The sequence below is a fragment of the Sphingomonas adhaesiva genome (assembly GCF_036946125.1).
Classification (GTDB): Bacteria; Pseudomonadota; Alphaproteobacteria; order Sphingomonadales; family Sphingomonadaceae; genus Sphingomonas; species Sphingomonas adhaesiva_A.
In genome coordinates this window covers 548,363-571,244 of sequence record NZ_JAQIJT010000001.1, presented here as the reverse complement: position 1 = coordinate 571,244, position 22,882 = coordinate 548,363, and the positions used below count along the sequence as shown (strand labels likewise).

Annotated in this window: 30 protein-coding genes; 10 read left to right on the top strand and 20 right to left on the bottom strand. The window is 68.6% G+C overall.

The window, feature by feature from the left end; translation table 11 throughout:
• Positions 1-44 precede the first annotated feature (44 nt).
• From PGN23_RS02900 to ppa, 3 genes are read left to right on the top strand one after another with little or no spacing between them, the layout of a single operon-like run.
• Positions 45-698, top strand: a complete 654-nt coding sequence (locus PGN23_RS02900) for a DUF1345 domain-containing protein (RefSeq protein WP_335301342.1) — start codon at positions 45-47, stop codon at positions 696-698.
• 57 nt (positions 699-755) lie between these two features.
• A complete protein-coding gene (locus PGN23_RS02895) occupies positions 756-2,672 on the top strand; it encodes a M61 family metallopeptidase (RefSeq protein WP_335301341.1) in 1,917 nt (638 codons plus the stop codon).
• 44 nt (positions 2,673-2,716) lie between these two features.
• Entirely contained in the window at positions 2,717-3,292 is a 576-nt protein-coding gene (gene ppa, locus PGN23_RS02890; RefSeq protein WP_335301340.1) for an inorganic diphosphatase, read from the top strand.
• Between the two features lie 69 nt (positions 3,293-3,361).
• Here the strand turns inward: ppa and PGN23_RS02885 are convergent, their stop codons facing one another.
• The 7 genes from PGN23_RS02885 to ispG are packed head-to-tail and all read right to left on the bottom strand — an operon-like array spanning position 3,362 to position 7,197.
• Complete coding sequence (locus PGN23_RS02885; RefSeq protein ID WP_335301339.1) at positions 3,362-3,712, bottom strand: TfoX/Sxy family protein; 351 nt, start codon at positions 3,710-3,712, stop codon at positions 3,362-3,364.
• A complete protein-coding gene (locus tag PGN23_RS02880) occupies positions 3,712-4,032 on the bottom strand; it encodes a DMT family transporter (protein WP_335301338.1) in 321 nt (106 codons plus the stop codon). The genes PGN23_RS02885 and PGN23_RS02880 overlap by 1 nt, the downstream gene beginning before the upstream one ends.
• A gap of 3 nt (positions 4,033-4,035) precedes the next feature.
• A complete protein-coding gene (locus PGN23_RS02875; protein WP_335301337.1) occupies positions 4,036-4,518 on the bottom strand; it encodes a GNAT family N-acetyltransferase in 483 nt (160 codons plus the stop codon).
• Complete coding sequence (locus PGN23_RS02870) at positions 4,515-5,408, bottom strand: DMT family transporter (RefSeq protein WP_335301336.1); 894 nt, start codon at positions 5,406-5,408, stop codon at positions 4,515-4,517. Before PGN23_RS02870 ends, PGN23_RS02875 begins: the two co-directional genes overlap by 4 nt.
• Entirely contained in the window at positions 5,405-5,785 is a 381-nt protein-coding gene (locus tag PGN23_RS02865; protein ID WP_335301335.1) for a type II toxin-antitoxin system VapC family toxin, read from the bottom strand. The genes PGN23_RS02870 and PGN23_RS02865 overlap by 4 nt, the downstream gene beginning before the upstream one ends.
• Complete coding sequence (locus PGN23_RS02860) at positions 5,782-6,036, bottom strand: AbrB/MazE/SpoVT family DNA-binding domain-containing protein (protein ID WP_335301334.1); 255 nt, start codon at positions 6,034-6,036, stop codon at positions 5,782-5,784. Before PGN23_RS02860 ends, PGN23_RS02865 begins: the two co-directional genes overlap by 4 nt.
• Positions 6,037-6,072: 36 nt before the next feature.
• Positions 6,073-7,197 carry a flavodoxin-dependent (E)-4-hydroxy-3-methylbut-2-enyl-diphosphate synthase gene (gene ispG, locus PGN23_RS02855; protein ID WP_335301333.1) on the bottom strand — a complete coding sequence of 375 codons (1,125 nt, stop codon included), beginning with the start codon at positions 7,195-7,197 and terminating at the stop codon, positions 6,073-6,075.
• 72 nt (positions 7,198-7,269) lie between these two features.
• On the opposite strand from ispG, the gene PGN23_RS02850 reads away from it, so the two are divergent.
• Positions 7,270-8,436: an acyltransferase family protein gene (locus PGN23_RS02850; protein ID WP_335301332.1), complete on the top strand. Its 1,167-nt coding sequence runs from the start codon at positions 7,270-7,272 to the stop codon at positions 8,434-8,436.
• Between the two features lie 34 nt (positions 8,437-8,470).
• On the opposite strand, the gene PGN23_RS02845 is transcribed toward PGN23_RS02850, so the two are convergent.
• From PGN23_RS02845 to PGN23_RS02785, 13 genes are all read right to left on the bottom strand, one after another.
• The gene (locus tag PGN23_RS02845) at positions 8,471-9,370 is read right to left on the bottom strand and encodes a flagellar motor protein MotB (protein ID WP_335301331.1); all 900 of its coding nucleotides are present in this window, start codon (positions 9,368-9,370) and stop codon (positions 8,471-8,473) included.
• A gap of 5 nt (positions 9,371-9,375) precedes the next feature.
• The gene (gene motA, locus PGN23_RS02840) at positions 9,376-10,239 is read right to left on the bottom strand and encodes a flagellar motor stator protein MotA (RefSeq protein ID WP_335301330.1); all 864 of its coding nucleotides are present in this window, start codon (positions 10,237-10,239) and stop codon (positions 9,376-9,378) included.
• Positions 10,240-10,434: 195 nt separating this feature from the next.
• On the bottom strand, positions 10,435-11,331 hold the full coding sequence (locus PGN23_RS02835; RefSeq protein ID WP_335301329.1) for a flagellin N-terminal helical domain-containing protein: 897 nt from the start codon (positions 11,329-11,331) through the stop codon (positions 10,435-10,437).
• A gap of 6 nt (positions 11,332-11,337) precedes the next feature.
• Positions 11,338-12,675: a flagellar hook-associated protein FlgK gene (gene flgK / locus PGN23_RS02830; protein ID WP_335301328.1), complete on the bottom strand. Its 1,338-nt coding sequence runs from the start codon at positions 12,673-12,675 to the stop codon at positions 11,338-11,340.
• A complete protein-coding gene (locus tag PGN23_RS02825) occupies positions 12,672-13,007 on the bottom strand; it encodes a rod-binding protein (RefSeq protein WP_335301327.1) in 336 nt (111 codons plus the stop codon). Before PGN23_RS02825 ends, flgK begins: the two co-directional genes overlap by 4 nt.
• Entirely contained in the window at positions 13,007-14,104 is a 1,098-nt protein-coding gene (locus PGN23_RS02820; RefSeq protein WP_335301326.1) for a flagellar basal body P-ring protein FlgI, read from the bottom strand. Before PGN23_RS02820 ends, PGN23_RS02825 begins: the two co-directional genes overlap by 1 nt.
• The gene (locus tag PGN23_RS02815; protein WP_335301325.1) at positions 14,104-14,832 is read right to left on the bottom strand and encodes a flagellar basal body L-ring protein FlgH; all 729 of its coding nucleotides are present in this window, start codon (positions 14,830-14,832) and stop codon (positions 14,104-14,106) included. Before PGN23_RS02815 ends, PGN23_RS02820 begins: the two co-directional genes overlap by 1 nt.
• An 11-nt stretch (positions 14,833-14,843) precedes the next feature.
• Complete coding sequence (gene flgG / locus PGN23_RS02810; RefSeq protein WP_335301324.1) at positions 14,844-15,635, bottom strand: flagellar basal-body rod protein FlgG; 792 nt, start codon at positions 15,633-15,635, stop codon at positions 14,844-14,846.
• Positions 15,636-15,649: 14 nt separating this feature from the next.
• Positions 15,650-16,402 (bottom strand): flagellar basal body rod protein FlgF, encoded by a 753-nt coding sequence (locus tag PGN23_RS02805; RefSeq protein ID WP_335301323.1) that lies wholly within the window; start codon positions 16,400-16,402, stop codon positions 15,650-15,652.
• 26 nt (positions 16,403-16,428) lie between these two features.
• Positions 16,429-17,709, bottom strand: coding sequence for a flagellar hook protein FlgE (locus PGN23_RS02800; RefSeq protein WP_335301322.1), 1,281 nt, complete (start codon positions 17,707-17,709; stop codon positions 16,429-16,431).
• A gap of 36 nt (positions 17,710-17,745) precedes the next feature.
• On the bottom strand, positions 17,746-18,495 hold the full coding sequence (locus PGN23_RS02795) for a flagellar hook assembly protein FlgD (protein WP_335301321.1): 750 nt from the start codon (positions 18,493-18,495) through the stop codon (positions 17,746-17,748).
• Positions 18,496-18,497: 2 nt separating this feature from the next.
• The gene (gene flgC, locus PGN23_RS02790; protein WP_335301320.1) at positions 18,498-18,911 is read right to left on the bottom strand and encodes a flagellar basal body rod protein FlgC; all 414 of its coding nucleotides are present in this window, start codon (positions 18,909-18,911) and stop codon (positions 18,498-18,500) included.
• A 4-nt stretch (positions 18,912-18,915) separates the two neighbouring features.
• Positions 18,916-19,257, bottom strand: a complete 342-nt coding sequence (locus tag PGN23_RS02785; RefSeq protein WP_335301319.1) for a flagellar basal body rod protein FlgB — start codon at positions 19,255-19,257, stop codon at positions 18,916-18,918.
• A 208-nt stretch (positions 19,258-19,465) separates the two neighbouring features.
• On the opposite strand from PGN23_RS02785, the gene PGN23_RS02780 reads away from it, so the two are divergent.
• From PGN23_RS02780 to PGN23_RS02755, 6 genes are all read left to right on the top strand, one after another.
• Positions 19,466-20,164, top strand: a complete 699-nt coding sequence (locus PGN23_RS02780) for a motility protein A (RefSeq protein ID WP_335301318.1) — start codon at positions 19,466-19,468, stop codon at positions 20,162-20,164.
• Positions 20,161-20,703: a flagellar motor protein MotB gene (locus PGN23_RS02775; RefSeq protein ID WP_335301317.1), complete on the top strand. Its 543-nt coding sequence runs from the start codon at positions 20,161-20,163 to the stop codon at positions 20,701-20,703. Before PGN23_RS02780 ends, PGN23_RS02775 begins: the two co-directional genes overlap by 4 nt.
• Positions 20,700-21,209, top strand: a complete 510-nt coding sequence (locus tag PGN23_RS02770; protein ID WP_335301316.1) for a flagella basal body P-ring formation protein FlgA — start codon at positions 20,700-20,702, stop codon at positions 21,207-21,209. Before PGN23_RS02775 ends, PGN23_RS02770 begins: the two co-directional genes overlap by 4 nt.
• Positions 21,210-21,275: 66 nt before the next feature.
• A complete protein-coding gene (flgM, locus tag PGN23_RS02765; protein ID WP_335301315.1) occupies positions 21,276-21,575 on the top strand; it encodes a flagellar biosynthesis anti-sigma factor FlgM in 300 nt (99 codons plus the stop codon).
• Positions 21,568-21,879: a flagellar protein FlgN gene (locus PGN23_RS02760; RefSeq protein WP_335301314.1), complete on the top strand. Its 312-nt coding sequence runs from the start codon at positions 21,568-21,570 to the stop codon at positions 21,877-21,879. The genes flgM and PGN23_RS02760 overlap by 8 nt, the downstream gene beginning before the upstream one ends.
• A 160-nt stretch (positions 21,880-22,039) precedes the next feature.
• Positions 22,040-22,882 carry a lytic transglycosylase domain-containing protein gene (locus PGN23_RS02755; protein WP_335301313.1) on the top strand — a complete coding sequence of 281 codons (843 nt, stop codon included), beginning with the start codon at positions 22,040-22,042 and terminating at the stop codon, positions 22,880-22,882.

The window sequence follows — 22,882 nt, the reverse complement described above, 5'->3', positions numbered from 1 at the left end:
CGCTTCGCGTTCCGCTAGCGCCGATCGCCATGCACGAACCGCCCATGCACGAACCACATCGCTGGTGGGGATTGGGACAGCGCGTGGCACCGCCGCGCTTCGTCCTGTTCATGGTCGTCTTCGCCGTCAGCACCGCCGCCTTGTGGCAGATGGCGGGGCGGGGCCGCGCGGTGATGGGCGGGTTCGACATCGCCGCCGCCGTCTTCCTGATCGCGGTCCTCTCGCTGTTCGGGCGCGGTACGCCGCAGCGGATGCGCCGCGCCGCGCAGGCGAACGACGCCAACCGCGCGCTGCTGCTCGCGATCAGCGGGGCGGTGTCGATCGTGATCCTGCTGGCGGTCCATGACGAGCTGAAGGGCAAGAACGATACCGTCGCGATCGTCCTGGCCATCGCCACGCTGGCGCTGGCGTGGCTGTTCACCAACATGGTCTATGCGCTGCACTATGCGCATCTCTTCTACAGCCCCGACGACGCGGGCAAGGACGAGGGCGGGATCGACTTCCCCGGCACCGACACGCCCGACTATTGGGACTTCCTCTACTTCAGCTACACGCTGGGGATGACGTTCCAGACCTCGGACGTCTCGATCAGCGACACGCGCATCCGCCGCATCGTCACCGGACAATGCCTCGCCGCGTTCGTCTTCAACCTGGGCGTGATCGCGTTCAGCATCAACGTGCTGGGGGGTGGCAACTGACCCCTCCCCCCGTTACGTCACGAATGTAACGACATTATCCAGAGGCCGCCCCCCGACATGATCCGATCGCTGACCGCCGCCCTCCTGCTCGCCTCCGCCTCCGCCGCCGTCGCACAAGTTCCCGCGGGCAATTCCGCGCCGCAGCCGGTGCCCTTCGTCGATACGATCCCGGCGGCGCGCGACGTGCCCTTTCCCGGCACGATCCGGCTGAGCGTCGACGCGACCGATACGCGCCGCGGCATCTTCCGCGTGAAGGAGACGATCCCGGTGCCGCAGGCGGGGCCGATGACTCTGCTGTTTCCGAAATGGCTGCCCGGCGCGCATTCCCCGCGCGGCGAGATCGAGAAGCTCGCCGGCCTCGTCATCACCGCGGGCGGCAGGCGCGTGGAATGGACGCGCGATCCGGTCGACGTCTTCGCCTTCCATATCGACGTACCGGCGGGTGCGAGGACGATCGAGGCGGCGTTCCAGTTCGTCTCCGCGACGAAGCCCGATCAGGGTCGCATCGTGATGACGCCGACGATGATCTCGCTCCAGCCCAATTCGGTCAGCCTGTATCCGGCGGGCTATTTCACGCGGGCGATCCCGATCCAGATGACCGTCACCTATCCGCAGGGCTGGACCGCGGCGGGCGCGCTCCCGGCGAAGGTGGCGGGCGCGACCTATACCTATGACGCCACCAACTACGAGATACTGATCGATTCGCCGATCCTGGCGGGCAAGTACGGCAAGGTGTGGCCGCTGACGCCGCGCGTGAACCTCAACGTCTTCGCCGACGATCCCGCGGAGCTGGCCGCCACGCCCGAGCAGATCGCCGCACACCAGCGGCTGGTCGAGCAGGCGGTGAAGACCTTCGGCGCGCAGCATTACGACAGATACGAATTCCTGCTGTCGATCACCGATCAGCTGGGCGGCATCGGGCTGGAGCATCACCGATCGAGCGAGAACGGCGTGACGCCGGGCTATTTCACCAAGTGGAACGACGGTCCCGGCCGCCGCAACCTGCTGCCGCACGAATTCACCCACAGCTGGGACGGCAAGTTCCGTCGCGGCGCGGATCTGTGGACCCCGGATTACCGTACGCCGATGCGCGGCTCTCTGCTGTGGGTCTATGAAGGGCAGACGCAATTCTGGGGCTATGTGCTCCAGGCGCGATCGGGGATGGTCAGCAAGCAGGACACGCTGGACCAATATGCCGCGATCATGGCGACCTACGACAGCCAGCCCGCGCGCCAGTGGCGCGACCTGCTCGACACCACCAACGATCCCGTGATCTCCTCGCGCAAGCCCAAGGGCTGGACCAGCTGGCAGCGGAGCGAGGATTATTACAACGAAGGGCTGCTGGTCTGGATGGACGTCGATTCGCTGCTGCGCGAGAAGTCGGGCGGCACGAAGTCGATCGACGATTTCGCGCGCGCCTTCTTCGGCATCCGCGACGGCGACTGGGGCGAGGTGACCTACACGATCGCCGATGTCGCCGCGACGCTGAACCAGATCGTGCCGTGGGACTGGGCCGGTTACCTGGACAAGCGGCTGACCGAACATGCCGCGGGGGCGCCGCTCGACGGCTTCACGCGCAACGGCTACCGCCTGATCTACACCGACACGCCCACGCCCTCGTTCAAGGCCGGTGAGACGAGCGCCAAGAACACCAACCTGACCTGGTCGGGCGGGTTCGTCGCCAATGCCGACGGCGGGCTCACCTCGGTCACGTGGGACGGCCCCGCGTTCGACGCCGGGCTGACGCTGGCGGATCAGATCGTCGCCGTCGACGGACAGGCCTGGTCGGCCGACCGGATGAAGGCCGCCATCGTCGCGGCAAGGGGGACGAAGACGCCGATCCCGCTCACCGTGAAGCGCGGCGAGGCATACCGCTCGGTGGCGCTCGACTATCACGGGGGCTTGCGCTACCCGCGGCTCGAGAAGGTCGGCACCGGCGACGGCGGCCTCGATCGTCTGCTCGCGCCCCGCTGACCGGCGGGGCGTTTCGGTTTTCTGCGTCTCCTGAGGGGAAGAGAATGCGTATCGACCTGATCCCGGTGGGCAAGAGCCCGCCCGACGACCTGAACGTGGTGATCGAGGTGCCGACCGGCGGCGAGCCGGTGAAGTACGAGTTCGACAAGGCGTCGGGCGCGCTGTTCGTCGACCGCATCCTCCATACGCCGATGCGCTATCCGGCCAATTACGGCTTCGTGCCCCACACGCTGTCGCCCGACGGCGATCCGCTCGACGCGCTGGTCATCGCGCGTTCGCCGTTCATCCCGGGCTGCGTCGTGCGCGCGCGCCCGATCGCGGTGCTGAACCTGGAGGACGAGGCCGGCGGCGACGAGAAGCTGGTCTGCGTGCCGGTCGATTCGACCTTCCCCTATTATTCCAACGTCGCCGGGCGCGAGGACATCCCCGAGATCGTCTTCGAGCAGATCGAGCACTTCTTCACCCACTACAAGGATCTGGAAAAGAAGAAGTGGGTGCGCATCGGCACCTGGGGCGACCGCGAGGAAGCGCGTCGCATCACGCTGGAGGCGATCGAGCGCTACAAGGCCGCCAAGGCCGAGGGCGAGGAGCCGCACGACCACGACGTTCCGGGGCGGTAAGCAGCGCGCAGCGTCATGGCGAGCGTAGCGATTGCTTCACCACGCTCGCCATGGCGGCCGCAAAGCCCCCTATTTCCGCTTCTTCTGCGGCGCGCGGCGTCCCGCTGCGGCACCGAGCGACCCCCATTCGCGCAGCGCGTCGGCATCGTCGAGGCAATCGTCCGGCGCGCGGCGATAGTTCATCGTCGCCGTACTGCCGTCGCCGCGCGCATAGGTGAAGCGCGCGCAGCCCGCTTCGTCCCAGATTGCGTCGCTCTCGCGGTCGGCCTTGAACCACAGGCTGCCGTCGCCACCGACGATCGCGAACACCACCCCGTCGAGGTAGAGCGTGGCACCGCCCATCATGGCGCGGCGCGTGACCACGCCGTCGGGGGCCATCGCCTCCGCCACCCAGTCGACCAGCCCGTCGTCGATCGCCATCACTGCACCGCCGTCAGCTTCAACCCGGCGATGCAGGCCACCGCCCCCACGATCAGCAGCAGCCGTACCGGGGTCGCCGCCTCGCCATAGAAAGCGATCCCGACGACGACGGTGCCGAGCGCGCCGATCCCGGTCCAGACCGCATAGGCCGTTCCCATCGGGATGCTCCGCGCCGCCACCTCCAGCAGCAGCATCGACATCGTGACCGAGGCGAGGAATCCCAGCGTCCAGCCGACGTGCCGGAAGCCGTCCGCGTTGCGCAGGCAGGTGGTGAACCCGACCTCGAACAGTCCCCCCGCGATCAGCCACAGCCACGCCATGCGTCAGTCCCGCCCGGCAAGCCGTCGCAAGGCATCGCCGTCGACCCGCTGCACGGTCCACTCGTCCTGCGGCACCGCGCCCTTCGCCCGATAGAAATCGAGTGCCGGCGTGTTCCAGTCGAGCACCCACCATTCGAACCGCGCATAGCCGCGATCGACCGCGATCCCCGCCAGCGCCCGTAGCAGCGCCGCGCCCGCGCCAGAGCCCCGGGCGTCGGGCGCGATATACAGATCGTCGAGCCAGATGCCGCGCTTGCCGGTCCATGTCGAAAAGGTTCGGTAGAAGATCGCGAAACCGACGCGCTGGCCGTCACGCTCGGCGATCAGCGCCTCTACCGCGGGATCGGCGCCGAACAGCGCATCGTGGAGCATCGGCTCGGTCGACTTCACCGCCTCCGGCTCGCGCTCGAACGCGGCGAGGTCGCGGATGAAGCCCAGGATCGCGGGGACGTCGGCGGGCGCGGCGGGGCGGATGGTGACGGTCATGCCGTCGCCTCTAGCGGCAAGGCGGCGCGGCGGGCACCCCAAAGGCACGCCGCGATGATGACGCCCGCGCCCACCAGCGTGGTGATCGCGACGCGCTCGCCGAAGATGGCCCAGCCGAGCACCGCGGCATAGACGAAGGAGGTATATTCGGTCGTTGCCAGATACCCCGCCTCGCCATGTGCATAGGCCCAGGCGAGCAGGAACAGCGACGCGGTGGCGAGACAGGCGGCGACCGCGATCTTCCACCATTGCGGCGATGGCGGAAATTGCGCCAGCCACGGCGCGGCGCAGGCGAGGATCAGCGTGACGATCGCGGACTGGACGAAGGCGATCTCGCCCGGTCGCGCCGCCTGGCTCTGCAACCGCGCGACGATCAGGTTGACCGCATAGAGCATCGCCGAGGCGAGGATCGCCAGCGCGCCGGCGAACGCCTCCGGCCCCAGCGCCATCCGCGACTGCCCCGCCAGGATGGTGGCGACCCCCGCCAGCGCGGCGAGCGAGGCCGCGATCACCCGCGCGCCGACCCGCTCCTTGAGCACCAGCGCACCGAGCAGCAGCGCGAGGAGGGGGGCGATGTAGCTGAGCGCGATCGCCTGCGCCATCGGCACGCGCGCCAGCCCCCAGAAGAACAGCAGCGCCATCGCCGCCGTGATCGCACCGCGGATCAGGTGCAGGCGGGCGGCGCGCCTCGTCGGCAAACCCCCGCCGCCTGCGCGCCAGGCGATACCGCCGATCCCGGCCGACAGCATCGTGCGCCAGAACAGCGCGTTGTAGACACCCATCGCCAGCGTCATCGATTTCATGAACGCATCCATGATCGAGAACAGCCCGATCCCCGCCGCCGCCACCGCAAAGGCGACCGCGGGCGACAGATGCCGCGAATGCGTCACCGGATCAGACGGATGTCGATGGCGGCATCGAACGTCGAAAGATCGCGATCTGCTGTCAGAACTATCGCCTGCATCACCGTCCCCAGCGCGAGACAGGCGCGATCCGCAAACGAGAGTCCGATCGGCTGGGCGCGGGGATGAAGTGCGGCGCTGATCCGCGCCTGCATGTGATCGAAGGCGCGAATGTCGAGTTCCAAGCGCGCGAGGTGGCTGACGATGGCGCCAGCGTCCATACCGCGACGGGCACATGTGTGGAGTACTTCGTCCAGATTGACCGCCGACAGCGAGGCGCCGCGCACCAACTCGAGGACCATGTCGGCTCCCGGTTCGTTGAACAACAAGGCAAGCAGCGCCGAGGCGTCGATGACGACCCTCATTCGCCTTCCCGACGCGCTTCCTCGCGGCGTTCAGCGATCAGTTCGTCGACGATGCTGACGGCAGGATCACGATAGGGCCGAAAGGCCGACTGGACTTCGCTGACGACCTGCGAGAACGTCTTCAACACCATCGCACCATCGCCATCGCGCTCGATGGCGAGCGAGTCGCCCTCTTTGATCCCCAACTCCCGCCGCAAGTCGGCCGGAATGACGATCTTGCCGCCGGCGATCACCTTTGCGTGATAGGTCATGTCAGGCCCTCCAGGACCTGGCCTATACCATCGGACCTATTCCGCCGCCAGTTTCGATGCTGCGTCCGCCGCATCGATCTCGGCGGCCTTCGCCTCGACCAGCCTGACGATATGCTCGATCATGTCGGCGTCCTGGACATGGTGGTCGGTGACGCCCGACAGATAGACCATGTGCTTGCCGTTACCCCCGCCGGTGATGCCGATGTCAGTCTCGCGCGCCTCGCCGGGACCGTTGACGACGCAGCCGAGCACCGACAGGCTCATCGGAGTGCGGATATGCTGGAGCCGCTCCTCCAGGGCCTGGACGGTGCGGATGACGTCGAAGCCCTGCCGTGCGCAGGACGGACAGCTGACGACGCGGACGCCGCGGTTGCGGATGCCCAGCGCCTTCAGGATCTCGAACCCGACGCGGACCTCTTCCTCCGGTTCGGCGGAGAGCGAGACGCGGATCGTGTCGCCGATGCCGAACCACAGCAGCGATCCCAACCCGATCGACGACTTGACGGTGCCGCCGATCAGTCCGCCGGCCTCGGTGATGCCCAGATGCAGCGGGCAGTCGACCGCCTCGGCCAGCTGCTGATACGCCGCCACCGCCAGAAAGACGTCCGACGCCTTCACCGCGACCTTGTATTCGTGGAAGTCGTGGTCCTGGAGCAGCTTGATATGGTCGAGCGCCGACTCGACCAGCGCCTCGGGGCACGGCTCGCCGTATTTCTCCAGCAGGTCCTTCTCCAGGCTGCCCGCATTCACGCCGATGCGGATCGCGCAGCCGTTGGCCTTGGCGGCGCGCACCACCTCCGCGACGCGGTCGGACGAGCCGATGTTGCCGGGGTTGATGCGCAGGCACGCCGCGCCCGCGTCCGCGGCCTCCAGCGCGCGCTTGTAGTGGAAGTGGATGTCGGCGACGATCGGCACCTGCGCGGCGCGGACGATCTGCCCCATCGCGGCGGTGCTGTCGGTATCGGGGCAGCTGACGCGGATGATGTCCGCCCCCGCCTCCTCGCAGCGGCGGATCTGCGCGATCGTCGCGGCGGCGTCGCTGGTGGGGGTGTTGGTCATCGTCTGCACGGTGACGGGGGCGCCCCCGCCGACGGGGACGTTGCCGACCATGATCTGGCGGCATTCTCGACGCGTGATGTCACGCCACGGACGGATCGACATCCCGCCCCCATACGCCCTTCGCGCGACAGTTCAAAGTCGCCTGCGTGATCCGGCGATGCTAGGCACGCGAGGATGCAGCGACATTACGGCCTCGACTGGCTTCGCATCGGGGCGTTCGCGATCCTGATCCTGTACCATGTCGGTATGGTCTTCGTGCCGTGGGACTTCCATGCGAAGCTGCCCGGCGCCTGGTGGGTGGCGGTGCCGATGATGGCGTCGAATCCGTGGCGACTGGCGCTGCTGTTCGTCGTGTCGGGCTATGCCAGCCGCGCGCTGTTCCTGCGCAACAAGGTGCCGTGGCGGTTCGCGCGCCAGCGCACGCTGCGGCTGCTGGTGCCGCTGGCCTTCGGCGTGGCGGTGATCGTCCCCGTCCAGCCCTGGGTCGAGCTGTCGCTGAAATACGGCTATACACAGGGTTTCTGGCATTTCTGGGTGCACGACTTCTTCCGCTTCGGTCGCGTCGGGCCGATGGTGCTGCCCGTGTGGAACCACTTGTGGTTCGTCGGCTATCTGTGGGTCTACACGCTGGTGCTCGCGCTGCTGGCGACCGTCCTGCCGGGTGGGGTCCGCGGCGCGATACAGCGCGGCTTCGCCTTCGCGATGCGGGGGCCGGCGCTGCTGCTGGTGCCGATCGCGTGGATGATCCTGGTGAACTTCGTGCTGTTTCCGGGCGGGCGCGAGACGCATGCGCTGGTCGGCGACTGGGTCGCGCACGCCACGTACCTGCCCGCGTTCCTGTTCGGTTTCGCGCTCGCCTGCGCGCCGGCCACGATCGCCGGCTTCGTGCGGCGCTGGCGGTGGTCGGCGGCGATCGCGGTCGCCGCTTATGCGCTGGTCGCGGGGATCGAGATCCGCTGGCCGGGCAATACCATGCCGCCGCCCTGGGGCACCGTCTTCGCGATCGCGCGCGCGGTGGAGGGATGGGCCGCGATCGCGGCGCTCATCGGGTTCGCCGACCGCCACTGGAACCGCGATCATCGCTGGCGCCGGACGCTGACGGAGGCGGTGTTCCCCTTCTACATCGTCCATCAGTCGATCATCGTGCTCGGCGCCTACTGGCTGCGCGGCGCGGGATGGCCGATCTGGCTGGACGCCGTGACGCTGGTCGCCGCGACGGTGGCGGGGTGCTGGGCCTTCTACCTGGTCGGGCGCGCGATCGGGCCCGTCCGCCCGCTGATCGGGCTGCGCCGTCACGCCTCGCGCCGCACCGGGCTGGATCCGCGGCCGGCGATCGCGTGAGCCCTCCCGCTCCCCGGCCTGCGCCGGGGAGCGATCATTGGCCGAACGTGCCCGCGCGGTAGAGGAGCGTGATCGCGACGCGGCGGTTGCGCGGGTCCTGCGGGTTGCTGGCGATCATCGGCTCGCGGTCGGCCACGCCCTCGATCCGGTTGAACCGCTGGTCCGGGATTCCCGCCAGCGCCAGCCGGCGGCGCGTCGCCTCGGCACGGCCCGACGACAACATCCAGTTGTTCATCGCGCGCGGATCGCCGAACGGCAGGCTGTCGGTATAGCCGCGGATCATGATCGGATTGGGCGTTTCCTTGATCCCCGCCGCGACCATCCCGATCAGGTCCGACGCCTTGCTGTCCAGCGCCGTCGTGCCGAGCGCGAACATCGAGTAATCGGCATCGTCGACCAGGTCGATGCGCATCCCGTCGGGCGTCATCGTGAAGCGGATATGCTTGGCGAGCTTGGCCATCGCCTTGTTCTGCGCGATCTGCTTCATGACCTGCTGGCGCAGGCGCGCGAAGTTCTTCACGTCCTCCTTCGCCTGCGTGCTGCGCAGCGACCCCTTCTTGCCGAAGCCGTTGCGCTCGTCGTTGGCGCTGTTGCCCAGCACCAGCGCGGCGGTCGCGGGGTCGGCGGTGCCGGCCTTGGGCCCGGTCTTCTCCTTCGACAGCACCGATTCGCCGCCGAAGATGCCGTTGCCGCCGATGCCGACATGCTTGTTGTCGAGCAGCGTGGGCGCGAAATAATCGGCGATGCCCTTGCGCTGCTTCTCCGTCGTCGCGCCCAGCAGCCACAACAGCAGGAAGAACGCCATCATCGCCGTCACGAAGTCGGCATAGGCCACCTTCCACGCGCCGCCGTGGTGGCCCGCGGCGACCATCGTGATCTTCTTGACGATGACGATCTTGGGCGGCTCGTTCTTGCCGTGCGGTGCCTTGGCCATCGCGCTTACTTACCGCGCAGGCCGTCGAACACCTCGGCGAAGCCGGGCTGGTTCTTGTGGTCGATGCCGGAGCGCGCCGCCTCGATCACCAGCGGCTGCGGATGGCCGTGGAGCGAGGCGATGATGATCTGCTTCACCACGTGATAGATCGCCGCATCCGCCGCCACCACCTGCTTCAGCCGGCCGGCGAAGGGGTTGACGATGCCATAGGCCAGCAGCACGCCCATGAAGGTGCCGACCAGCGCCGAGCCGATCATCCCGCCCAGCACCGACGGCGGCTTGTCGATCGAGCCCATCGTCTTCACGATGCCGAGCACCGCGGCGACGATGCCGAGCGCCGGCAGCGCGTCCGCCAGGCTCTGCAGCGTGTGCTCCGGTCCCTCCACCTCGTGGTGGTGGGTCTTGATCGCGTTATCCATGACCTCCTCGACCGCGTGCACGTCGAGCGTGCCCGACGACACCACGACCAGGCGCAGCGTGTCCGCGATCAGCGCGACCAGCGTATGGTCCTTCAGCAGCTTGGGATATTCGGCGAAGACGGCGGAGGACTTGGGATCCTCGACGTGCGGCTCCAGCGCGATCGGCCCTTCCATCCGCAGCATCTTCATCAGCTTGCTGACCAGGAAGATGACGTCCAGATAGTCCTGCTTCTTGTACTTCGGCCCCTTGAACACCTTGCCCAGGCCGCCGCCCATCGCCTTCAGCTCGGTCATCGAGTTGCCGATGATGAGCGCGCCCGCGGCGGCGCCACCGATGATGAGCATCTCGTGCGGGATCGCCTCGAACACCGGGCCGAGGTTGCCGCCGGTGATGGCGAAACCGCCGAACACCATGCCGAGAAGGACGACGAGGCCGATGGCCGCAAACATGGGCGAATCCCCGGTAAGAGAACAGGATGACTGAGACGTTCAGTAACCCGGCAGGGGTAGCGAAGTGGTTACCGCCGCGGCCGGGTGCGGCAGGTTTCTGCCGGGTTTGCCGGGACACGACATGGCGTCACCCCGGGCTCGGCCCGGGGCGACGAATCAGCGTGGAAGATGATGAAAAATCGAGCGCGCCGCGCGTCAGCGCAGGTAGTTGAACAGCGACAGCTGCGACAATTTGGAGAAGCTCTGCTGCGTCGCGCTCAGGATCGTCAGCGTCTTGGACAGCTCGGCGTAGGTTTCGGTCACGTCGATGTCCTCCATGCTGGAGCGCAGCTCCGCACGGTCGAGGTTCGTGCTCTGCAGCAGGCCCTGCTGGAGATCGACGCGCGCCGCGCGCGCACCGACCGAGGCCTGCACGACCGATACCTGGTCGCCCGCCGCCTTCAGCGGCGCCAGCGCGTCGCGCGCCGCCCCCGCCTGGTCGGTGCCCGTCTGCAACGCGCTCGCCAGCTGGGCCAGCATCGCCAGCGTGTCGCCGGCACCCGAATTGAACACGCGCGACGCGGTTTCGGTGGGCTGGACCGTCAGCCCGTCGCCGATCGGGATTTCCGACAGCTTGGGCGCCGTATTGTAGGTGAAGGTGCCGTTGGCGTTGCGGATCACCGCATCGGTGCCCGACGCGCTGCCGAACAGCGGCTGGCCGCGCAGATCCTTCGTATTGCCCAGCCCGACCATCGCATCGACCAGCGCGGACAATTCGCTGCCGATGACCTTGCGGTTCGAATCGCTGAGCGTTCCCGTCGCCGCCTGCGTCACCAGGTCGGTGGCGCGCTGGAGCTGCTCGGTGATCTGGCCCAGCGTCGAATCGGCCTGCTTGAGCAGCGATTCGGACAGCTTCAGGTTGGTCGCATAGGCCGCGGCATCGGCGTCCTTGCGATCGAACTCGGCGATCTGCTGCGCCACGGTCACGTTTTCGGACGGCGTGCTGATCTTCTTGCCGGTGGCGATCTGCACGTTCAGCTTCGTCGCGGTCGCCATCAGCTGGCTCATCCGCGACGACGAGCGGTCGAACATCAGGTTGCTGGAGATCTGCATCGCGCCTTACCGGATTTCGAGGATCGACTGGAAGGTATCGCGCGCGACCTGGATCACGCGGCTGGCGGCCTGATAGGCCTGCTGGAAGCGAACGAGATCGATCGCCTCCGAATCGAGGTTCACGCCGGTCATCTCCGATCGCGCGGTGACCGCGCCATCGCGGATTGCGGTCTGCGCATCGCCGACCAGCCGGCGCTGCTTGAGCGTCGCGGCATTGTCGGTGACGAGGCCCTGGATGCGCCCCTCGTACCCGTCGCCCTGACGCAGCGTCGCCAGCGCGGCGAGGTTGCTCGAGTCGCGCTGCCCGCCGCCGGGCTTCGCCGCGGCGATCTGCTTGCCGTCGGTCAGCCGGACCGAAAAGCTGCTGGGGTCCGCGGTGGTCGCGAACATGTTGGTGCCGGTCGCCTGGTTCAGGTCCTGGCCGCTGCGCTGGAGGTCGTTGACCGCGGTCGTGAAGTCGCCCGCGATGTCGTCCAGCTCGGCCCGTGCCGCGGCGATTCGCTGCGCCCCCTCGGTCATGCCCGCCAGCGCGCCGCCATCAGGCGTCATCACCTTGAGCGTGCCGTCCTCGCTGCGCGTCGTCAGTCCGACGTTGCCGCCGGTGCGCTGATAGCCGACCTGCATCGCCTCGCGCGCGTCGACCAGCACCGGGCCGTTGCTGCCCCCGGCGCGCACCGTCGCGCGGCCGAACTGGTCCATCGTCACCGCGACGTCGGTCAGCTCGCTCATCTGCTGGAGCAGGGCGTCGCGCTGATCCGCGAGCCCTGCGGCGGCGGAGGTGCCGGGGGTGGTCTTCACCAGCCCCTGGTTGACCTTCAGCAGCGCCTGGTTGAGCCGCGTCAGGTCCGCGGTCGCCGCCACCGCGCGCGCATCGAGCTCGGTCATCGCCGAATCGAGCGCCCGCGCCGTCATGCCGAACGAATCGGCGGTCGACGACGCCGCGCTGAGCATGCCGGCGCGCAGCGCGGTCGAGGTCGGCTCAGCCTGCAATGCGGTGCTGGAGGCGAAGAACGCGGTCATCTGGTTGGCCAGATTGCCGCCCGACAGCGCGCTTTCGACCCGCTCCAGCCACACCGTGCTGGCGGTCGTCTTCGACAGGTCCGCGCCGGCGTTGCGTACCGCGGTCTCGGTATAGGGGTTGCCGGCGCGGCCGATCCCGTCGACCATCGCGCCCATGCCGTTCAGCGTCGAGCTGTAGCCCGTGCTGGTCGCGATCTCGCGGATGTTGGCGTTGCGCTTCACATAGGACGCATTGCCGGAATTCGCGATGTTCTCCGACACCGTCGTCAGCGCGGTCTGATACGCGCGCGCGCCAGAGACGCCGATGGTGAGGAGATCGCTCATCCGGTCTGGCTGCCACCATCCGGGTTAAGATCGGGTTGAGAACGCGACAGAAACTCGGTCATCGCCTTGCCGATGCCCAGCGGCGTGTGGGTCGCCATCTGCTGCACGACCTTGTCGTCCGACATGTCGCGGAAGGTGTCGATCGCCTTGCTGTCGAACAGCGGGTCGGCCAGCTTCGCCTGACGCATCGACTTCAGCATCATGCCCGTGAAGACCGATTCGAACTGCTGCCCGGCCTTGGCCAGATTGTCCTTCGTCGCCGCGCGGCCCAACCCCGAATCGATGCCGGTGGCGCCGGTGGCGGTCTGCGACAGGCCCGGGATCTGGGTCATCACAGCACCACCAGTTCGGCCTTGAGCGCGCCGGCTTCCTTCAGCGCCTCCAGGATCGCGACCAGATCGGCCGGGGAGGCGCCGATCGCGTTCACCGCCTTCACCACATCGGCCAGCTTGGGCCCGGGATTGAGCAGGAACATCGGCTTCTTCTCTTCCTCGACCGACACCTTGGAGCGATTCTCGAGCGCGGTCTGCCCCTGGCTGAACGGCGCGGGCTGGCTGACGCGCTGGCTCTCGTCGATCCGCACGGTCAGCTTGCCGTGCGTGACCGCGGCGGTGCCGACGCGCACCGCGCTGCTGATGACGACGGTGCCGGTGCGCGCGTTGACGATCACCTTCGCGGGCGGCTCGGCGCTGGCGACGTCCAGGTTCTCGATCTCGCTCATCAGCATCGCGCGCACGTCGGCGCCGACCGGCGCGCGCACCGCCACCGACACCGCGTCGGTCGCCTGCGCGGTGCCGAAGCCCAGCTTGCGGTTGATCGCGGCGGCGACGTTCTGCGCGGTGGTGAAATCGGCGCGCGCCAGATTGTAGGTCAGGAACGGCGTATCGGCGAACCCGGTCGCGACCGCCCGCTCGACGGTCGCGCCCTCGGGGATACGGCCGGTCGAGGGGACGTTGACGACGATCTTCGAGCCGTCGGCACCCTCCGCGCCCAGCCCGCCGACCGCCAGATTGCCCTGCGCCATCGCATAGATCTGCCCGTCGGCGCCCATCAGCGGGGTCAGGACCAGCGCGCCGCCGCGCAGCGACTTGGCCTTGCCCATCGAGGCGACGGTGATATCGATCCGCTGTCCCGGCTTCGCGAAGGCGGGCAGCTCCGCGGTGATGAGCACCACCGCGGCATTCTTCAGCCCCGGATTGGCGCTGGCGGGCAGTTGCAGCCCGAAGCGGCTGGCGACGGCCTTCACCGACTGGACGGTATATTCCAGATTGTCGTCGCCGGTGCCCGGCAGGCCGACGACCACGCCGTAGCCGGTCAGCTGGTTGGAGCGGATGCCCTGGAACCCGCCCAGATCCTTGATCCGGTCGGCATGCGCCGGCGCGGCGGCGGCAAATAGCGCCAGCAGCGCGAGAAGCATGTTGCGCAGCATCAGAACGGGCTCACCACCTGGAAGAAGCGGGACAGCCAGCCCTGGCGGCTGGCGCGGGCGACGTCGCCCTTGCCGGTATAGGCGATCTGCGCGTCGGCCACGCGGGTCGACTCGACGCGGTTGTCGCGGTCGACATCGGCGGTGCGCACGATCCCCTTGATCTGGACGAATTCGTCGCCGCGGTTCAGCGTCACGCGCTTCTGCCCCTGGACCAGCATGGTGCCGTTGGGGAAGACCTGCGCCACGGTCACGGACACCTCGCCCGACAGCGAATTGGACTGGTCCGCCGCGCCCGTGCCGCCGAAGCCGCGGTTGCCGCTGGCGCCCACGTCGCTGGGGCTCAGCAGGCCGCCGAACGGCCCGGTGGTCGGCGGGGTCAGCCCGAAGCTGCCCTTCGAATCGAGCTTGGACGAGGCCGACTTGGACGCCGCGGTGCGTTCCACCAGCACGATGGTCAGCGGATCGCCGACCCGCCGTGCGCGCCACCCCTCGTGCAGCCCGGCATAGCCGTCGGCGGCATGGAAGATCGAACCGTCGGCGACGGGTGCCGCTACGGGGGCCGCGACGGGCGCGCGCACCACGGAGAAATCCTCCCGGGGGGCCTTGCGACCGAACAGCTTGGCATCGGCAGGACCGGGCGCGAAGGCGGCAGCGACCAGCGCGCAGGCGGTCACGCCCAGCGTGGCCTCGACCCAGTAAGCGGCGGAGAGAGAAGCGCGTAGCGTCATGGCGGCGAATCCTATGACAGATTCTGGTTAACGTATTTCAACATGTCGTCGGTCGCCGAGATCATCTTCGAATTGACCTCATAGGCGCGCTGGGTCTCGATCATGTCGACCAGCTCCTCCACCACGTTCACGTTGCTCGCCTCCAGATTGCCCTGACGCACGCGGCCGCGGCCGTCCTGCCCGGGCACGCCTAGGTTGGCGGCCCCGCTGGCACCGCTTTCCAGCAGGAAATTGTCGCCATTCGACGTCAGCCCCGCGGGATTGGGGAAGCTGGCGACCTGAAGCTGGCCCAGGTTCTGCGCCTCGGCCTGCCCCGGCAAGGTCGCGCTGACGGTGCCATCGAGGCCGATCGTGATCTGGGTCGCGTTCTGCGGCACGGTGATGCCGGGCATCACCTGATAGCCCTGGCTCGTGACCAGCTGCCCCTCGGGACTGCGCGAGAAATTGCCGGCGCGGGTATAGCCCAGCTGGCCGCCGGGCATCTGCACCTGGAAATAGCCGTCGCCGTCCAGCGCCACGTCGAGCGAGTTGCCGGTCTGGTTCATCGAGCCCTGCGTTTCGGTGCGCGACGTGCCCTGCACGCGCACGCCGGTGCCCAGGTTCAGCCCGGTGGCGTACTTGCTTTCCGAGGTCGACTGCGCGCCCGCGGCGGTCACGACCTGATAGGACAGCGTCTCGAACGTCGCGCGATCGCGCTTGAACGCGGTCGTGTTGACGTTGGCGAGGTTGTTCGAGATCACCCGCATCCGCGTATCCTGGGCGTCGAGCCCGGTACGCGCGATGTGCATGGCGGCGGTGGTCATGAGATCATCCTTCCTCAGCCCGGCAAGCGCATCACGGATGCGCTCGATTCGTCCATGGTGCGCGCTTCCTTCAGCAGGTTCGCCTGCACCTCGTAGCTGCGCTGGTTCTCGATCATGTCGACCAGCGCCTGGGTCATGTTGACGTTCGACGATTCCAGCGCGCCGGACGCGAGCTTCGCGTCCAGGTTGGCGGGCAGCGCGCCGCCGCCCCTCACGCGCATCAGGTTGTCGAGACCCTTCACCGTCTCGCTGCCCTTGGCGGAGACGAGCTTGATCTTGTCGATCGGCGCGGGCGGCGCGGTGTCGCCCTGTGCCTGGATGGAGATGGTGCCGTCGCCGCCGATCGACAGCTGGCTGTACGGCGGCAGCGTGATCGGCCCGCCGCCCTCGCCCATCACCAGGAAGCCGTCGCCGGTTTCCAGCGTGCCCGACGCATTGACCGTCAGGTCGCCGCGCCGGGTGTACGCCTCGCTGCCGTCGGCGGCCTGCACCGCGATCCAGCTGTCGACGTCGCTCAGCGCCACGTCCAGCGGGCGCCCGGTCTGCTGGATCGCGCCCTGCGTGCGGTCGATGTCCTTCACTTCCTCGCCGGTCGGCTGGCGCGCGGACAGCGCCGACGTGCCGTCGGACAGGATGATGCGGTCGAAGACGACGCGATCGGCGCGAAAGCCGGTGGTGGACGCGTTCGCCATGTTGTTCGCGATCGCGGCCTGCGCGGCCATGTGCGCGCGCAGCCCGGTCGCCGCGGTATAGACGAGCTTGTCCACCTGTCAGCTTCCCCGATGTGCCGTGATTACGAGCGGATGTTCAGGATCGCCTGCGACACCTGCGTCGCGGTATCGAGCGCCTTGGCGTTCGCCTGGAAATTGCGCTGCGCCGCGATCAGGTTCACCAGCTCCTCGGTGATGTCGACGTTCGACCCCTCGATCGTGCCCGACATCAGCGCGCCGAACCCGTCCGAGCTGGCCGCGCCGAGCGACGCGGTGCCCGACACGCCGGTCGCCTGCCAATAGCTGTTGCCGACCTGGCGCAGACCCGTGGGGGTCGAGAACTTCGCCAGCGCCACCTTGCCCAGCGGCACGATGTCGCCGTTGGAGAAGCTCGCCTGGATCAGACCACCGTCGGTGACGGTGACACCCGCCAGCTGGCCGACCGCGATGCCGTTCTGGCTCTTGGCATTCACCGAAAAGGCCGACGACAGCTGCGTCGAGCCGGTGAGCGACAGCTTGACCGTCTGCGCCGCCGCGCCCGAGGTCGGGATGAAGCTCTGGAACTGTACCTCCGCCGGGCTCGGCGTCTTCAGCGCGCCGGTGTTGTCATAGGTCAGCGTGACCGGACCCGCGGTGGTCTGGCCGGGGCCCTTCATCTGCTGGTCGCCGATGAACGTGAACATCTGCCACGTGCCGGTCAGGCCGTTCGCCGTGTCGACGCCGCCGGTCCGCACATAGTAGTTGGTCATCGTCATCGCATTGCCGTTGGCATCGTAGATGCGCGTCGCGACCGAGTTGTTGTACGTGGTCGTATCCGTCCGGTTGAACTTCGCCGGATCCTTGATCGTCGAGGTCGACGACACCTGGACCGAGGTGGTGACGCCGTCGGTCGCCTTCGGCGTGCCCGAGGTCTGCTGGATCTGCAGGTTGGTGAGGCCCTTCTCGCCGGTGGCGGTCACGTTGCCGTCGTTGTCGACCGGATAGACCATCAGGAAGCTGCCCTGCGCGTCGACCACGTTACGATCCGAGTCGACCGAGAAGGCGCCGTTGCGGCTGTAGTTCACCTGGTCCGACAGGCCGGTCGACTTCATGATGAAGAAGCCCTCGCCCACCAGCGCGAGGTCGAGCGCGTTGCTGGTGGTCGACAGGTTGCCTTCCTTGAACTGCTGCGTCGTACCCTTCACGACCACGCCCGAGCCGACCATCTTGCGCGGGTCGGTCGACACGCTGGACGCGATGACGTCGGAGAAGTCGGTGCGGCTCTTCTTGAAGCCGGTGGTGGAGACGTTCGCCAGGTTGTGGCTGATCGTCGCCATGTCGGTCTGCATGGCCTGGAGACCGGAAAGCGAAGTGTAGAAGGACATGGGGGTACTCCTGGGTGATGGGGGCGAAGGGGGGGATCAGGCGACCTTGCGGATCGCGGAAGGCTTCACGGTACCGAGGCCGGTAACGTTCAGGACGGGGTCGCCGCCGGCGGGCAGCGAGACGGTTTCGACCGGCGCCCAGACCAGCGAACTGGCCTTCACCGCGGCACCCGCGGGGGTGGTGGCGGTGGCGGCGTTCTTGTCGAGCGCGGTGACGCGGATGGTATAGGGACCGTTGGACACCTTATTGCCCTGCGCGTCCTTGCCGTCCCACTGATAGTCGACGGTGCCCGACGCCTGCGCGCCGAGCGACACCGTCTTCACGTTGGTGCCGTCGTTGTCGTAGATCTCGACGTCGACGCTGGTCGCATCGCCCGCCAGCTCGACCGCGCCCGCGACGCCGCCCGACACGCGCTCCTGCGCGGTGGTGCCATCGGTCAGCACGGTCTTGCCGACGTAGCTCATCGCGTCCGACGTGCTGGTGGCGCCCAGCCGCGTCATGATCGTGCTGAGCGACGAGTTCATCTGCGCGATGCCCGACACCTGCGACAGCGTCGCCATCTGCGACACCATCTGGGTGTTGTCGACCGGGTTGAACGGGTCCTGATACTGCATCTGCGCGGTCATCAGCCGCAGGAAATCGTTCTGCCCCAGCGTCGTCTTGGTGCCGGTGGTGTTCAGCTGCGTCGTCGCGCCGCCGGACGTGACCGTGCGGCTGATGCCGCGGTCCTTGATCTGCTGGTCCAGCGACGTCGTGCTGGTGTTGGCGATGCTGCTCGTGGCCATGTTCAGCGACCCATCTTGATCGTGTCGAGGATCAGCGTCTTGGCCGTCTGCATGACCTCGACGTTGTTCTGGTAGGTGCGGGCGGTCTCCATCATGTCGACCAGCTCGCGCGATTCATCGACCGCGGCCTCGAAGACGTTGCCGTCCTTGTCCGCCATCGGATTGGCGGGGTCGTAGCGCTTGGTCGGCGCCTCACCCGCGGTGACGATCTGCTGCACGTCGACCGTCGACAGCCCGGTCGCCTGGTCGAAGCTGGTGCGGAACACCGGCTTCATCGTCTTGTAGGCGGCGTCGGCCGACCCCGCGACCCCGCCGGCATTCGCCAGGTTCGACGCGGTGGTGTTCATCCGGGTCAGCTGCGCCGACATGGCGCGGCCGGCGACCTGGAAGATGGTCATCGGAGAGGCGGTGGACATGCGCTTACTCCCCCTTCAGCGCGCGGGTGATCTGGTTGATGCGCCCGTTCAGGAACGACAGCGTCGTCTGATACTGGACCGCATTTTCCGCGAACGCGGTCTGCTCGGTCGCCAGCTCCACCGTATTGCCGTCCATCGACGGGTTGGTGGGGATGCGGTACCGGGTCGCCGCGCCGATGGCATCCGCGCCGTTCGCCTCGACCGCGCCGAGCGCGGCCTTGAAATCGATGTCGCGCGCCTTGAAGTTCGGCGTGGAGGCATTGGCGATGTTCGACGCCAGCACGCCCATGCGCTGACCGCGCACTTCCAGCGCGGCGCCGTGAACTCCGAACAATGTGTCCGCCATCGGGGCGATCCTCCTTTGCACGACAGGTGCACGGGACCATCAGCAAGGGGCGTGCCAATTGCGCTGGGAGATGCGGTGAAATCGCATCGCCGGGGCGGAGCGGCAAAGGCTTGCCGGTTGCCGGCAAAGCGGTTGCCGGTGCCGCCGGCGGCGACGCGAGCTGACAGCGCGCGCCCGCATTTGGCCCGCCCCTTGCAAATAACGGGGCATGACCTTCGGCACCTTCATCGACCCGGCCGCGCTGGCGATCGTCTTCGGCGGCGCGACGCTGGCCACCATCCTGCGCACGCCCGCGCGCGATCTGCTGCGCGCGTTCCTCGCGCTGGCGGTGCTGCCGCGACGACGCTTCCGCGCGGAGGCGCTGCTGGAGCAGATCGCGACGCTGTCGCGGATTGCGCGGCGCCACGGCGTCGTCGCGCTCGACCGCACCGTCATTGCGGACAAGGACGTGGCGCAGGCGATCGCGCAGGTCGTCGACGCCGCTCCCCCCGCCGACATCTCGCGCGCGCTGGACGAAGCGCGCCGCGCCCGGATCGAGCGGCATCGCACCGTGGCCGACGCCTGGACCAGCCTGGCCGAGGCGTTGCCCGCGATGGGAATGGTCGGCACGCTCGTCGGGCTGGTCGCGATGTTCACGCGCATGGCCGATCCGCGCGCGATCGGCGGCGCGATGGCGATCGCGCTGCTCGCCACGCTCTACGGCGCGCTCGCCGCGCATCTGCTCGCGATGCCGATCGCCTCGCGGCTGCGCCAGGCGGCGCGGGCGGAGGCGATCGAGCGGCTGCGGCTGGTGGCGCCGCTGGTGGCGCTGGCCGAGCGCGAGGCGCCGCGTACCACCGCGCGGCCGACCGCCTTCGACACCTATGAGGACGGCGACGATCTGGCGCCCGAGGCGGAGGCCGCATGACCGCCGAGGACGATTTCCCCGAGGAGCATGGCGGCCGCTCGCTGTGGCTCATCACGCTCGCCGATCTGTCGCTGCTGCTGGTCGGCTTCTTCGTCCTGCTCCAGACGCAGAAGGACATGGACCCGCGCGTGCTGGCGCAGGGGCTGGCCGCGGGCTTCGGCATCGAGGCACCCGCGATCGCGGTCGCCAGCCACGGCGTGACCGGCTTCGACGTGGCCAGCGCCGCGCTGCCGGGCACGCCCGACCCGCTGATCGCCTGGGCGAAGGCGGAGCTGCGCGACCCGCGCGTGCGCCTGACCGTCACCGGCGCGACCGACGGCAGCGCCGCCGACGTCGACCCGGCCAGCGGCAGCGCCACCGCGCTCGCCGCGGAGCGCGCACGCGCGATCGTCGCCGCGCTGACCACCAACGGCGTACCGGACAATCGCCTCGACCTCGCCACCGCGCGCGCCACCACCGGACGCCATGTCATCGTCACCCTCGCCTTCGCCGGCGAGACCGCGGCCACCACGGCCCGCGCACAGGGACCATCGCAATGATCGCCTCGCTCCTTCTCGCCGCCGCCGCCGCGGGCAGCTTCCAGGATACCGCCGCGCTCGACCGCGCGGTCGCGTCCTTCACCACGCAGCCGATCGGCGTCGTGGGCGGCGCGCGGGCGCCGGTCGACCCGCGGCTGCGGCTGGCGTCCTGCCCGATGGTGGCGATGTCGTGGCGCAGCGAGGCGCACGACGCGGTCGTGATCGCCTGCGCCGGGCCGTCGTGGCGCATCTTCGTCCCCGTCATCGCCCCGCCCCGCGCCGCCGCGCCCGCGGCCGCGACGCCCACGCCGATGGTGCCGGTCGCCGCCGCGCCCGTGATCCGCCGCGGCGACCCGGTGACGATCGAGGCCGGCGCGGACGGCTTCTCGATCACGCGCGAGGGTATCGCGATGGGTGACGCCGCCCCCGGCGCCCGCCTGACGGTGAAGGTCGACGACGCCCCCCGCCCGGTGCAGGCGGTGGCCGTCGCGCAGGGCCGCGCGACCCTGCCCGGCTGGCCCGAATAAAAATGCTAAAGTCTCCCCGCAACCTGCCGTTTTTGCCGATGTCAGCGGAGCCCCACAGGTGCGGACATGGTAGATTCGGTAAGTACGTCAACGATCAAGGCAGGCGATCTTCGCGCTGGCAGCGTCCCGCGCGCCGCGGCGACCACGCCCGTGGCCGCAGCGTCGACCCCGCCGGCACCCGTCCGGACGCCGGCACCCGCCGCGCCCGAAACGCTGTCGCGCTCGATGGCGTCCTCGGCGCCGGTCGACGTGGAGCGCGTGCAGATGATCAAGAGCGCGATCGCCAACGGCACCTTCCCGCTCTCCCCCGCGACGATCGCGGATCAGCTGATCGCGCTCAAGTACGACTGGATGTCGAATGAATAGGCGTGACGCGCTGGTCCGCGTGATCGACCTGCTTCATGCCGAGATCGCCGCGCTCAAGAGCAACGACATCAACGCGCTGGAGCGCGCCACCGCGAACAAGCTGAAGGCGATCGACACGCTGCGCGCGCTGGGCGACGGCCCCGCCACGCCGGAACTGCGCGAGCTGGCGGAAGAAGCCGACCGCCTCAACGACACCTGCCGCATCTACGTGAACCTGATGGCGGCAAATGTTCGCCGCCGCCTGCAGCTTCTTTCCGGTCAGGGCGGCAACGCCTACCGCCGCGGCAGCGCCGCCTACGCGTAATTCGATGCACTGACGCGCATGAGCGGCACCGGCCCGCTCCCCCGCCCCACCTCCCACGTCAGTATCATGGCATGGGAGGTGGGGTGGGGGAGCGGGCCGGTGCCGCTTTCGGCCGTGAGGCCCACGAAGAAATGGCACGCCTCTTGCTGATCGTGACGGTATGACCGTTTCCGCGATCACGCCTGCCACCCAGCGCATCACGTCCGCGATCCAGCGTGCCGCGGCGCGCACCGGCGTCGACTTCGACTATCTGATGGGCCAGGCCAAATTGGAGAGCGGGCTGAACGCCAATGCGCGTGCCGGCACCTCCTCCGCCTCGGGCCTGTACCAGTTCGTCGAGCAGAGCTGGCTGGCGGTGGTGAAGAAGCATGGCAGCGAGCACGGGCTCGGCTGGGCCGCGGACAGCATCCAGCGGACGCCGTCGGGGCGCTACACCGTCACCGGCGGCAACCGCGCGCAGGTGCTCGGCCTGCGCAACGATCCCGACGCCGCCTCGCTGATGGCGGCGGAGCATGCCAGCGACAACAAGGGCGCGATCGAGGCGTCGACCGGGCGCGAGGCGACCGGCACCGATCTGTATATGGCGCACTTCCTGGGCCTGGCCGGTGCACGCACCTTCCTGACCGCGATGAAGAACGATCCGGATCGCAGCGCGGCCGCGATCTTCCCCGCCGCCGCGCGCGCCAACCGCAACGTCTTCTTCGAGCGCGACGGCTCCGCCCGCTCGCTCGCGGAGGTCTACAACCGCTTCGCGGGCAAGCTGGGCACGGCGAACGAAACCGCCGCCGCCAATACATCGTCCGCGATGCAATTCGCCGCACAGGCGCTGGCGATGGGCGACGACGCCACCGTCGTCACCGGCTCCGGCGAGAGCGCGAAGGACGCGCTCGGCTGGGCGCAATCGACGCTCGGCCAGCTGCGCGGCAACCAGGCGAACCTGCTGCGCCCGTCGCCCAACAATGCGAAGCTCGCCTATATGATGCTCGCGAGCATGGGGGGCTGA

What these genes read in the sequence shown, in the direction of transcription:
- PGN23_RS02900 (WP_335301342.1), top strand. Translation starts at nt 45, where the DNA reads ATGCACGAACCACATCGCTGGTGGGGATTGGGACAGCGCGTGGCACCG.
- PGN23_RS02895 (WP_335301341.1), top strand. Translation starts at nt 756, where the DNA reads ATGATCCGATCGCTGACCGCCGCCCTCCTGCTCGCCTCCGCCTCCGCC.
- ppa (WP_335301340.1), top strand. Translation starts at nt 2,717, where the DNA reads ATGCGTATCGACCTGATCCCGGTGGGCAAGAGCCCGCCCGACGACCTG.
- PGN23_RS02885 (WP_335301339.1), bottom strand. Translation starts at nt 3,712, where the DNA reads ATGGCGATCGACGACGGGCTGGTCGACTGGGTGGCGGAGGCGATGGCC.
- PGN23_RS02880 (WP_335301338.1), bottom strand. Translation starts at nt 4,032, where the DNA reads ATGGCGTGGCTGTGGCTGATCGCGGGGGGACTGTTCGAGGTCGGGTTC.
- PGN23_RS02875 (WP_335301337.1), bottom strand. Translation starts at nt 4,518, where the DNA reads ATGACCGTCACCATCCGCCCCGCCGCGCCCGCCGACGTCCCCGCGATC.
- PGN23_RS02865 (WP_335301335.1), bottom strand. Translation starts at nt 5,785, where the DNA reads ATGAGGGTCGTCATCGACGCCTCGGCGCTGCTTGCCTTGTTGTTCAAC.
- PGN23_RS02860 (WP_335301334.1), bottom strand. Translation starts at nt 6,036, where the DNA reads ATGACCTATCACGCAAAGGTGATCGCCGGCGGCAAGATCGTCATTCCG.
- ispG (WP_335301333.1), bottom strand. Translation starts at nt 7,197, where the DNA reads ATGTCGATCCGTCCGTGGCGTGACATCACGCGTCGAGAATGCCGCCAG.
- PGN23_RS02850 (WP_335301332.1), top strand. Translation starts at nt 7,270, where the DNA reads ATGCAGCGACATTACGGCCTCGACTGGCTTCGCATCGGGGCGTTCGCG.
- PGN23_RS02845 (WP_335301331.1), bottom strand. Translation starts at nt 9,370, where the DNA reads ATGGCCAAGGCACCGCACGGCAAGAACGAGCCGCCCAAGATCGTCATC.
- motA (WP_335301330.1), bottom strand. Translation starts at nt 10,239, where the DNA reads ATGTTTGCGGCCATCGGCCTCGTCGTCCTTCTCGGCATGGTGTTCGGC.
- PGN23_RS02835 (WP_335301329.1), bottom strand. Translation starts at nt 11,331, where the DNA reads ATGCAGATCTCCAGCAACCTGATGTTCGACCGCTCGTCGTCGCGGATG.
- flgK (WP_335301328.1), bottom strand. Translation starts at nt 12,675, where the DNA reads ATGAGCGATCTCCTCACCATCGGCGTCTCTGGCGCGCGCGCGTATCAG.
- PGN23_RS02825 (WP_335301327.1), bottom strand. Translation starts at nt 13,007, where the DNA reads ATGACCCAGATCCCGGGCCTGTCGCAGACCGCCACCGGCGCCACCGGC.
- PGN23_RS02820 (WP_335301326.1), bottom strand. Translation starts at nt 14,104, where the DNA reads ATGCTGCGCAACATGCTTCTCGCGCTGCTGGCGCTATTTGCCGCCGCC.
- PGN23_RS02815 (WP_335301325.1), bottom strand. Translation starts at nt 14,832, where the DNA reads ATGACGCTACGCGCTTCTCTCTCCGCCGCTTACTGGGTCGAGGCCACG.
- flgG (WP_335301324.1), bottom strand. Translation starts at nt 15,635, where the DNA reads ATGACCACCGCCGCCATGCACATCGCGCGTACCGGGCTCGACGCCCAG.
- PGN23_RS02800 (WP_335301322.1), bottom strand. Translation starts at nt 17,709, where the DNA reads ATGTCCTTCTACACTTCGCTTTCCGGTCTCCAGGCCATGCAGACCGAC.
- PGN23_RS02795 (WP_335301321.1), bottom strand. Translation starts at nt 18,495, where the DNA reads ATGGCCACGAGCAGCATCGCCAACACCAGCACGACGTCGCTGGACCAG.
- flgC (WP_335301320.1), bottom strand. Translation starts at nt 18,911, where the DNA reads ATGTCCACCGCCTCTCCGATGACCATCTTCCAGGTCGCCGGCCGCGCC.
- PGN23_RS02785 (WP_335301319.1), bottom strand. Translation starts at nt 19,257, where the DNA reads ATGGCGGACACATTGTTCGGAGTTCACGGCGCCGCGCTGGAAGTGCGC.
- PGN23_RS02780 (WP_335301318.1), top strand. Translation starts at nt 19,466, where the DNA reads ATGACCTTCGGCACCTTCATCGACCCGGCCGCGCTGGCGATCGTCTTC.
- PGN23_RS02775 (WP_335301317.1), top strand. Translation starts at nt 20,161, where the DNA reads ATGACCGCCGAGGACGATTTCCCCGAGGAGCATGGCGGCCGCTCGCTG.
- PGN23_RS02770 (WP_335301316.1), top strand. Translation starts at nt 20,700, where the DNA reads ATGATCGCCTCGCTCCTTCTCGCCGCCGCCGCCGCGGGCAGCTTCCAG.
- flgM (WP_335301315.1), top strand. Translation starts at nt 21,276, where the DNA reads ATGGTAGATTCGGTAAGTACGTCAACGATCAAGGCAGGCGATCTTCGC.
- PGN23_RS02760 (WP_335301314.1), top strand. Translation starts at nt 21,568, where the DNA reads ATGAATAGGCGTGACGCGCTGGTCCGCGTGATCGACCTGCTTCATGCC.
- PGN23_RS02755 (WP_335301313.1), top strand. Translation starts at nt 22,040, where the DNA reads ATGACCGTTTCCGCGATCACGCCTGCCACCCAGCGCATCACGTCCGCG.